Below are 9,206 nucleotides of genomic sequence, written 5' to 3' on the forward strand. Positions count from 1 at the left end.
CCGCCTAGCTCAGTTCTTAAGCTTCCAGCCGCTGCGCAGCAGCGCGTAGCAGATCAGCGCCAGCGCCACGTCGAGCGCAAGGATCACCAGGCTGCCGATCAGGATCGGCAAATCGGCCACGCCGATAAAGCCGTAGCGGAAGCCCGAGATGATGTAGAAGAAGGGGTTGGCGTGGCTGATCGCCTGGAAGGTCGGGGCAAGCCGCTCGACCGAATAGAAGGTGCCCGACAGCAGCGCGAGCGGCGCGACGACGAAATTGGTCACTGCCGCGGCGTGATCGAACTTCTCAGCCCAGATCGAGGTCAGCACCCCCAGGCAGGCGAGCAGCACCGAGCCGAGCAGCCCGAACCACAGCACGGCCCAGACATGCTGCGGGATCGCCTCGCTGCCGAGATAGAGGAGCATCGCCAGCCACACCGTGCCGCCCACCATGAACGCGCGGGTCACCGCGCCCGCCACGATCCCGAACAACAGCTCGGAGGTGGAGAGCGGCGGCATCAGATAGTCGACGATCGTCCCCTGGATCTTGCCGACGAGCAGCGAGAAGCTGGAATTGGCGAACGCGTTGTTGAGCATGCCCATCACGATCAGGCCGGGGGCGATGAAGATGGCGAAGGGCACCTCGGCGCCACCCACATGGACGGCCCCCCGAGCGCTCAGCGCCGTGGTGAAAACCACCATCAGCAGCAGCTGCGAAATCGCCGGCGCCCAGATCGTCTGGAGCTGCACCTTGAAGAAACGGCGCACCTCCTTGATATAGATGGTCTTGAGGCCTCCCCAGTTGACGTTGCGAATCACCGGAACGCCGGGCTCGGGGAGGTTTTGGCCGATTTCGGGGTGGCTGGGCATCGCCGGTTCGCGTAGTCCCTGCGCGCGCCGCTAGCAAGCTGGGCCCACGCCCAAGTTGAAGGAAATGAAGTGAGCTGGACCGAAGAGCGTATCGATACGCTGAAGAAGATGTGGGACAGCGGGCTGACCGCAACCCAGATCGCCGAAGAGCTCGGCGGCGTCTCCCGCAATGCCGTGATCGGCAAGGCGCATCGCCTGGGGCTCCAGTCGCGCCCGTCGCCGGTCAAGGCCAACGAGGCCAAGACCGCCGCCGCTGCCGAAGCCGCCGCACCCGCGCCTAAGCCGGCGGCTCCCGCCCCGGTGCCCGCGTCCCGCGCCGCCGCGCCTGCGCCGCAGCCGACGCCGGTCGCGCCGCGCCCGGCGGCTGCAGCGCCCGAGCCGGACAGCGACGACGACGATGACGTCTCGGCCGAGCCGGTCGAAAAGCCCGTGTCGAACGCGCCGGTGCTGCGCTCGGTCGGCCCCGGTGGCTTCGTCCGCCAGAACCCCGGCGAGCAGGCCCCGCCCAGCACCCCCGCGCCGCCGCGCCGCCTCGTGCCGGCCAAGCCGAGCGACGCGATCGCCGGCAAGACCAGCCTGCTCGATCTCAACGACCGCATCTGCAAATGGCCGCTCGGCCATCCCGGCGAGCCGGATTTCCACTTTTGCGGCGACAAGGTGAATCCGGGCTTCCCCTATTGCGTCGCGCATTGCGGCCACGCCTATCAGGCGCAGCTTCCCCGCCGCGATCGCCGCCCCCCGCCGCCGATGCCGTTCGGCGGCCCGCGGGTGCGCTGATCCGGAACTGAACATGCCGACCGCCCCGGAAGCCCGCTTCCGGGGCGATTTGCTTTGGGGGCAGCCGCGTCGCCACCACCTGCCGTAACCCTGGCCTCGCCGCGCAGCCCGTCTCGTCAGCGCCGCGCCAGTTCGAGGCACAATTCCGGAAATGGCTCTGCAAGCGGACTGCCGGGCGACTGCCCCAACCGTGGACTCGACCTCAAGACCGACCAGCTAGGCGCGCTACACGGTATCGCAGTAAAGCGTGGTCACGGCGGAGGCAGCCTCCGTCATGCGGCAGGCAGCGGGGGGCAACATGACGACGGCAGTTTCATGCAAGCTTTGTTATGGAAACGGATTCCGACCGTCCGGAGCCGTTTGTGAAGGATGCGGAGGAGCCGGCTCAGTCCACGTGTATGAGCCGGCAACCGCGTGCAAACTTTGCTACGGAAACGGGTTCCGATCTTCCGGCGCCGTGTGTGAAGGATGCGGAGGATGCGGTTACGCCGGAAGAGTGGGCGGAACGGCCAGCTTGGCGGCCGGCTCTGGATCCCCCGGGGCCGGCGAGGGAACCGCCGCGCTGATCGGCGAGATCCAATCCACAAGGTCTGCGGTGTTGGTCGAGTTGCAGGCAATCCGGAAAGCCACGGCCAACGCCGCGCAGCAGATCGCCGAGATGGGCTCCATCGCATATTTCGTGGGCCTGTTCGTTTCGATGGGAATGAATTTCGCGATCGGAAATGGTCTCGGAGCGCTCCTGCTGTGCTGGTTGTCGTGGCTCAATGTGGGGTACATCGCCGTCGGATTGGCAACCGGCACCTACGCCACCCCGCATCCCACAGGATAGCGCGCCACGCAGCCGATGCGGACGATGCGGCCCGCAGCAAGGTCTCGCTGTGCCGGATCGCCATCAAGGCTGGTCTGCGATTGCTGAAGGCGGCGAGCGTTGCTGCGCCTGGATCGCGTCACCAAAGGCCCGTGATCGCGCCCCGGATAGGCGCTTCTGGTGTCAACTTTGTCAACCGAGCGTCTCCACGGTCGGCGCCCGGTTCCGTCGATTTGCTTGGCGTGCGCCTCTTCCGCGGCGGAGCCTTGCCGGGCGCACCCGGGCGGGCCATAACGCGAACATGCCAGAAGACCTGTTTGCTGCGCCCGGCGTCCCCTCCGGCACCTATGATGCCTCCTCGATCGAAGTTCTCGAAGGGCTCGAACCCGTCCGCCGCCGCCCCGGCATGTATATCGGCGGCACCGACGAGCGCGCGCTCCACCACCTCGCCGCCGAAGTGCTCGACAATGCGATGGACGAGGCGGTGGCCGGCCATGCCAACCGCATCGAGATCGTGCTGGAGGCCGGCAACCGGCTGACCATCGTCGACAATGGCCGCGGCATCCCGATCGATCCGCATCCCAAATTCCCCGACAAGTCGGCGCTCGAGGTGATCCTCTCGACGCTGCATTCGGGCGGCAAGTTCTCCGGCAAGGCCTATGCCACGTCGGGCGGCCTCCACGGCGTCGGCATCTCGGTGGTCAACGCGCTGTCGGTCGACACCGTCGTCGAAGTGGCGCGCGACAAGCAGCTCTATCGCCAGCGCTTCAGCCAGGGCCAGACGCTGGGGCCGATCGAGCATGTCGGCGGCACGCCCAACCGCCGCGGTACCTCGGTCGCCTTCACGCCCGATATCGAGATCTTCGGCGAGATGCTGTTCAAGCCCGCCCGGCTCTACAAGCTCGCGCGCTCCAAGGCCTATCTGTTCGCCGGGGTCGAGATCCGCTGGAAGTGCGACCCCGCGCTGCTCACCGACGATACCCCGGCCGAGGCGGTGTTCCAGTTCCCCGGCGGGCTGGCCGATCATCTCAAGGAGCAGATCGGCACCCGCGAAAGCGCCACCGCCGAGTTCTTCTCGGGCGCGCAGGATTTTCCCGAGGGTCAGGGCCGAGTTGAATGGGCGGTTTCCTGGCCGCTGTGGAGCGACGGGTCGTACAGCTGGTATTGCAACACGATTCCCACCCCCGATGGCGGCACCCATGAGCAGGGCCTGCGCCAGGCCTTGGTTCGCGGCATCCGTGCGTTCGGTGAGCTGGTCGGCCAGAAAAAGGCCAAGGACATCACTGCCGACGACGTCATGGTCGGTTCCGAGCTGATGCTATCGGTGTTCATCCGCGAGCCGCAATTCCAGTCGCAGACCAAGGACCGGCTGACCTCGCCCGAGGCCACCGGGCTGGTCGAAAAGGCAGTGCGCGACCATTTCGACCATTTCCTCTCCGACCGGATGGACCGCGGCAAGGCGCTGCTCGCCTATGTGCTCGATCGGATGGACGATCGCCTGCGCCGCAAGCAGGAGCGCGAGGTCAAGCGCAAGACCGCGACGTCGGGACGCAAGCTGCGCCTGCCGGGCAAGCTCACCGATTGCGCTGCGGACAGCCCCGAGGGCACCGAGCTGTTCATCGTCGAAGGCGATTCGGCCGGCGGCTCGGCCAAGCAGGCGCGCGACCGCAAAACCCAGGCGATCCTGCCGATCCGCGGCAAGATCCTCAACGTCGCCAGCGCCACCGCCGCCAAGATCCTCGCCAACCAGGAAATCGCCGATCTCATCCAGGCGCTGGGATGCGGGACGCGCAAGGATTGCGACGCCTCGACCCTGCGCTACGAGAAGATCATCATCATGACCGACGCAGACGTCGACGGCGCGCATATCGCGACGCTGCTGATGACCTTCTTCTTCCAGGAAATGCCCGACATCGTCCGCCAGGGGCATCTCTACCTCGCCCAGCCACCGCTCTATCGCCTGACGGTGGGATCGAAGAGCCTCTATGCCCGCGACGACGCACACCGGCTCGAGATCGAGAAGACCGCGTTCAAGGGCAAGAAAGTCGAAGTCAGCCGCTTCAAGGGGCTGGGCGAGATGAACCCGAACCAGCTCAAGGAAACCACGATGGATCCCAAGACGCGCGGGCTGCTGCGCGTCACGCTGCCGCAGGAATATGAAGAGCGTGCCGGCGTGAAGGACCTGGTAGACCGGCTGATGGGCACCAATCCGGCTCACCGCTTCGCCTTCATCCAGGAAAACGCCGCACGCCTCGACGAAGAAGTCATCGACGCCTGATGGGCGTTCGCTCTGGGGGAAATCGACGCATGCTATATCCTGCCGCAGTATTGCTCGCACTCGCGGCACCCGCCGCCTCCGCACAAACCGCACCGGTGCAGGCAGTGGCCGTAAAGCCCGCCCCTGGTTTCGAAGCGAGGGTGCGCGAACTCGCCGGCATCTTGGCGGGCACCGGCGACTATGATGGCTTCTTTACGTCCGGCTTCCGGGCGCAGGTGCCCAAGGCGCAGTTCGCGGCGATCGGCGCGCAGCTCGTCCAGGCCAATGGGCCGGTGCAGCGCATCGAAGGGTTCGAGATGGTCGATCCCTATGCCGGCACCGTTCGCGTCGCCTTCCGGGATGCGACGGCTACGATCCAGATGCGGGTGGAGCCTAGCGCGCCAAACCAGGTTTCGTCGCTGCTGGTGACGGGCTTCGCGGCGCGCGAAGCCAGCGTCGATGCCGTCTTGTCGGCGCTGCAGGGATTGCACGGAACCACCGGGTTCGCGGTCGCCAAGCTCGGGGCCGGGGCGCCGGCGCTGGTCAAGGCGCACAATGCCGACCGCGCGTTCGCGGTCGGCTCGGCTTTCAAGCTGGTCATCCTCGCCGAGCTGGTCCGCGCGACCAATGCAGGCGAACGGCGCTGGGACGATCTGGTAACGCTCGACGGCGCGCCGTTGCCGGGGGGCGGCTACAACCTCAAGCCCAAGGGCACCCAGGTCTCGATACGCGAACTGGCCACGCAGATGATCTCGATCAGCGACAACAGCGCGACCGATATCCTGCTGGCGACGCTCGGCCGCGAAAAGGTCGAGGCGATGCTGCCGGTGGTCGGGGTGGCCGATCCGGCGCGCAACGTGCCGTTCCTCGGCACGCTCGAAGCGTTCAAGCTCAAATATGTTCAGGGCGGCGCCTACGCCAAGCGCTACGCGGCGCTGGACCTTCCGGGCAAGCGCGCGTTGCTCTCGGGCGAGGTCGCGGCGATCCCGCTGATCCTGGTTTCGCCGCCCCCTGGCCCGCCCAAGCCGACGCTGATCGACCAGGTCGAATGGTTTTTCACGCCGGCCGATATCGTCCGCATCCTCGACTGGCTGCGCCGCAACAGCGACGGCCCCAAGGGCGCCGATGTCCGCGCCGTGCTGTCGAAGAACCCGGGGATCGGCCCGGCGGCGGCGAAATGGCAATGGGTTGGCTATAAGGGCGGATCCGAGCCCGGGGTGATCGAGATGTCGCTGCTGCTTCAGGCGAAGAACGGCGAGTGGTACGTCGTCACCGGCAGCTGGAACGACACCCTGCAGCCCGTCGAAGAGAGCCGCTTTGCAGCACTCATCAGCCGCGCGGCAGAGTTGCTCGCGCCTTAATTGCGCATCCGCAACCGGTGATACGCGGCACGGGTCGAGACGGCGGCGACCAGCACGAGCAGCCCGATTCCGAGCACGCCGGCACCTAGCCACAGCGGCACCGCAAGCCCGCGCTTATAGGCGAGCACGAGCAGCGCGCCGGCAAGCGCGATCGCGATGCCCCACCGCCGAAGCCGCACGCCGACGCCCGCCAGTTCGCGGTGATAGGCGGCGCGCTCCTGCGGGTCGTTCAGGTTCGGGGCCATCGCCACTCCTCGCGCAGCAAGCCGTACAGCGCCGTATCGCGCACGCCGATATGCGTCTCCCACTCGCCGCGCAGCGTGCCTTCGAGCTGGAAGCCGAGCCGTTCGAGCAGCGCGCGCGAATGGGCATTATCGGGATCGGTATCGGCGAAGACCCGCCGCTGCCCCTCGGCGAAGAGGTGACCGATAACCGCAGCTACCGCTTCGATCGCGATGCCGCTGCCCCAATGCTCGCGGGCAAGCAGATAGCCGATCTCGCTGACGTTGCCCTGGCGCTTCTCGCCGGCCGCGACATAGCCGATCGCGCTGTCTTCACCCGTGCGCGTGATCGCCCAAGTACGCCAATCGGGTGGGGTCCGCGCGAACTCCGCGCGGGTCTTGTCGATCGACTCGTGCGGCGCGCTCGACCACCAGCGCATCAGTTCTGGATCGGCCAAGCTGGCGAACAACGCCTCCGCATCCTCGACCCGGCGAGGACGGAGCCGCAGCCGTCCCGCCTCGATCACCAGGGTCTCGCGCGCGATCACGACGCCAGCGTGTCGACCAGCGCCTTCACCTTCTTCTGGCGCCATTGCGGCAGCGGCGCGACCAGCCAATAGCCCATGTGCGACGATTTTGGCTCGCCGACGAGGACGACGCGGCCCGCGGCAATATCGGCGCGGGCGAGCAGCTCGGGGACAGTAGCACGGCCCAGGCCCTGCGCGGCGGCATCGAGCGCGAGCCCGGCGTCGGAGACGCGCACCAGCGCCCCGGCATCCTCGGCAAGGCAGCCGGGCCAGCCGATCCGCGCGTCGATGCCGCCGTCCGGTCGCTCGACGGTGACCATTCCGTCGCTCTCCAGCGCTTCGCCCTCATGCTCGCCCGGACCCTCGCCCCAGCGGATCGCGAGATCGAGATTGGCTTCGGTGAAGTCGATCGTTTCATCAGCCGGAATCAGCGTGAAGCGCAGCTCGCCGTCGCTGCGCGCGATTTCCGCGAGGCGCGGCATCAGCCATTTGGCGGTGAGATCGCGCGGCGCGGCGATGGTCAGCGACTTGGACGATTGCTGCGCCTGCATCGCGCGCACCGCTTCCTCGAACTGGAGGAAGCCCGCACGCAGCGCCGAAAGCCCGGCTTCTGCTTCCGGCGTGAGCTCCAGCCCCTTGGTGGTGCGGCGGAACAGCACGACGCCCAGCGTATCCTCGAGCGCGCGGATCTGCTGGCCAACCGCGGCGGGCGTAACCGCCAGCTCGTCAGCCGCGCGGGTGAAGGACAAATGGCGTGCGGCGGCATCGAGCACGCGCAGACCGTTGAGGGGAAGATGGGTGCGCTTCATCCAATCACCGCAGGCGCACTGAGCGCGAATTTGGGGATCTCGACGTCGAAGGCCGAGCCGTCCTCCCCGATCATGTGATAGGTGCCCTGCATCGTGCCAGTGGGCGTCGACAAGGGGCAGCCCGAGACATAGTCGAAGCTGGTGCCCGGATCGATCATCGGCTGTTCGCCGACCACGCCTTCGCCTTCGACCGAATGGCGCGCACCGCGGCCATCGGTGATGATCCAGTGGCGCGTGAGCAGTTGGACCGCGAACGGCCCCGCATTTTCGATGCGGATATGATAGGCCCAGAACCAGCGGCCACGCTGGGGCTCGGACTGTTCGGGCAAATAGCTCACCGAGACGCGGACGACGATACCGCGGGTCACAGCTTCCTCGGTGAACAGCGCTTTCACAACCCGACCTTGTCCAGCGCCTGGCCGAGATCGGCGATCAAGTCCTCGGGATCTTCGAGCCCGACATTGAGACGCAACATGCCCTCGACCACGCCCATCTCCAGCCGCTTCTCCTCGGCGACGCCGGCATGGGTGGTCGACGAGGGATGCGTCATCAGCGAGCGCGAATCGCCGATATTGTTCGAGATGTCGATCAACTCGAGCGCGTCGAGCAGCCGGTGCGCCTGGGCGCGACCTTCGACTTCGAACGAGAAGATCGGGCCGGCATCCGCCATCTGGCGCATGAACAGATTGTGCTGCGGATGGCTGGGCAGCGCCGGAAAATTGATCTTGGGCACGCGGCGTTCGAGGAAGCGGCCGACCTTGAGCGCGTTCTCGCTCTGGCGGCGGATGCGCAGGTCGAGCGTTTCGAGCCCCTTGAGCACCACCCAGGCATTGAATGCGCTGAGCGTCGGGCCGGTGTTGCGGGTGAAGGGCAGCAACGTGTTGTTGATGAAATCCGCCGTGCCGGTGACCGCGCCGGCGAGGACACGACCCTGCCCGTCCATCATCTTGGTCGCCGAATAGGCGACGACGTCGGCGCCGAACTCCATCGGCCGCTGGAGCGCCGGGGTGGCAAAGGCATTGTCGACCACGCTGGTGATGCCGTGCTTGCGGGCGATGCCGCACACTGCCTCGAGGTCGACAACGTCCATCGTCGGATTGGCCGGCGTCTCGAAGAAGAACACCTTGGTGTTCGGTCGGATCGCATCTTCGAACTGCTGCGCGTCTCGCGCGTCGACGATCGTCGTCTCGATGCCGAATTTGGGGAGCAGCGTATCGGTGAGCCAGCGGCACGATCCGAACGCGGCGCGGCCGCCGACCAGGTGGTCGCCGGTCTCCAGCTGGCAGAGCAAGGCCGCGGTCATCGCCGCCATGCCCGATGCCATCGTGCGGCACGCCTCGGCGCCTTCCAGCAGCGCGATCCGCTCCTCCAGCATCGCCACGGTGGGGTTCTGGAGGCGCGAATAGGTCATGCCCTCCTGCTCGCCGGCGAAGCGCGCGGCGGCGTCGCCCGCGGAATCATAGGCATAGCCCGAGGTGAGGAAGAGCGCTTCGCTGGTCTCGCCGAACTCCGAGCGCGCGGTGCCGCCGCGCACTGCCTGGGTTGCGGGCTTCCACGTGCGCGTGACGGCGCGGTCCTGTCCGGTACGGCGTTTCAT

Annotated in this window: 10 protein-coding genes; 4 read left to right on the forward strand and 6 right to left on the reverse strand. The window is 67.0% G+C overall.

The window, feature by feature from the left end; genetic code table 11:
• Positions 1 to 9 precede the first annotated feature (9 nt).
• A complete protein-coding gene (locus AB2M62_RS13085) occupies positions 10 to 849 on the reverse strand; it encodes an ABC transporter permease (RefSeq protein WP_404334375.1) in 840 nt (279 codons plus the stop codon).
• Positions 850 to 918: 69 nt separating this feature from the next.
• Here AB2M62_RS13085 and AB2M62_RS13090 point away from each other — a divergent pair, with 69 nt between their 5' ends.
• The 4 genes from AB2M62_RS13090 (at position 919) to AB2M62_RS13105 (ending at position 6,052) form a co-directional block, all read left to right on the forward strand.
• Positions 919 to 1,626: a GcrA family cell cycle regulator gene (locus AB2M62_RS13090; RefSeq protein WP_404334377.1), complete on the forward strand. Its 708-nt coding sequence runs from the start codon at positions 919 to 921 to the stop codon at positions 1,624 to 1,626.
• A 514-nt stretch (positions 1,627 to 2,140) separates the two neighbouring features.
• The gene (locus tag AB2M62_RS13095) at positions 2,141 to 2,455 is read left to right on the forward strand and encodes a hypothetical protein (RefSeq protein WP_404334379.1); all 315 of its coding nucleotides are present in this window, start codon (positions 2,141 to 2,143) and stop codon (positions 2,453 to 2,455) included.
• A gap of 280 nt (positions 2,456 to 2,735) precedes the next feature.
• Positions 2,736 to 4,712 (forward strand): DNA topoisomerase IV subunit B, encoded by a 1,977-nt coding sequence (gene parE, locus AB2M62_RS13100; RefSeq protein ID WP_404334380.1) that lies wholly within the window; start codon positions 2,736 to 2,738, stop codon positions 4,710 to 4,712.
• Positions 4,713 to 4,741: 29 nt separating this feature from the next.
• On the forward strand, positions 4,742 to 6,052 hold the full coding sequence (locus AB2M62_RS13105; RefSeq protein WP_404334382.1) for a serine hydrolase: 1,311 nt from the start codon (positions 4,742 to 4,744) through the stop codon (positions 6,050 to 6,052).
• On the opposite strand, the gene AB2M62_RS13110 is transcribed toward AB2M62_RS13105, so the two are convergent.
• From AB2M62_RS13110 to AB2M62_RS13130, 5 genes are read right to left on the reverse strand one after another with little or no spacing between them, the layout of a single operon-like run.
• Positions 6,049 to 6,297, reverse strand: a complete 249-nt coding sequence (locus AB2M62_RS13110) for a hypothetical protein (RefSeq protein WP_404334384.1) — start codon at positions 6,295 to 6,297, stop codon at positions 6,049 to 6,051. The two genes, AB2M62_RS13105 and AB2M62_RS13110, sit on opposite strands and share 4 nt — an antisense overlap.
• Positions 6,282 to 6,821, reverse strand: coding sequence for a GNAT family N-acetyltransferase (locus tag AB2M62_RS13115; protein WP_404334386.1), 540 nt, complete (start codon positions 6,819 to 6,821; stop codon positions 6,282 to 6,284). Before AB2M62_RS13115 ends, AB2M62_RS13110 begins: the two co-directional genes overlap by 16 nt.
• Positions 6,818 to 7,609 (reverse strand): LysR family transcriptional regulator, encoded by a 792-nt coding sequence (locus AB2M62_RS13120; RefSeq protein ID WP_404334388.1) that lies wholly within the window; start codon positions 7,607 to 7,609, stop codon positions 6,818 to 6,820. Before AB2M62_RS13120 ends, AB2M62_RS13115 begins: the two co-directional genes overlap by 4 nt.
• On the reverse strand, positions 7,606 to 8,004 hold the full coding sequence (gene apaG / locus AB2M62_RS13125) for a Co2+/Mg2+ efflux protein ApaG (RefSeq protein ID WP_404334390.1): 399 nt from the start codon (positions 8,002 to 8,004) through the stop codon (positions 7,606 to 7,608). The genes AB2M62_RS13120 and apaG overlap by 4 nt, the downstream gene beginning before the upstream one ends.
• On the reverse strand, positions 8,001 to 9,206 hold the full coding sequence (locus tag AB2M62_RS13130; protein WP_404334392.1) for a trans-sulfuration enzyme family protein: 1,206 nt from the start codon (positions 9,204 to 9,206) through the stop codon (positions 8,001 to 8,003). The genes apaG and AB2M62_RS13130 overlap by 4 nt, the downstream gene beginning before the upstream one ends.

The organism is Sphingomonas sp. MMS12-HWE2-04 (assembly GCF_044881185.1).
Lineage (GTDB): Bacteria > Pseudomonadota > Alphaproteobacteria > Sphingomonadales > Sphingomonadaceae > Sphingomonas.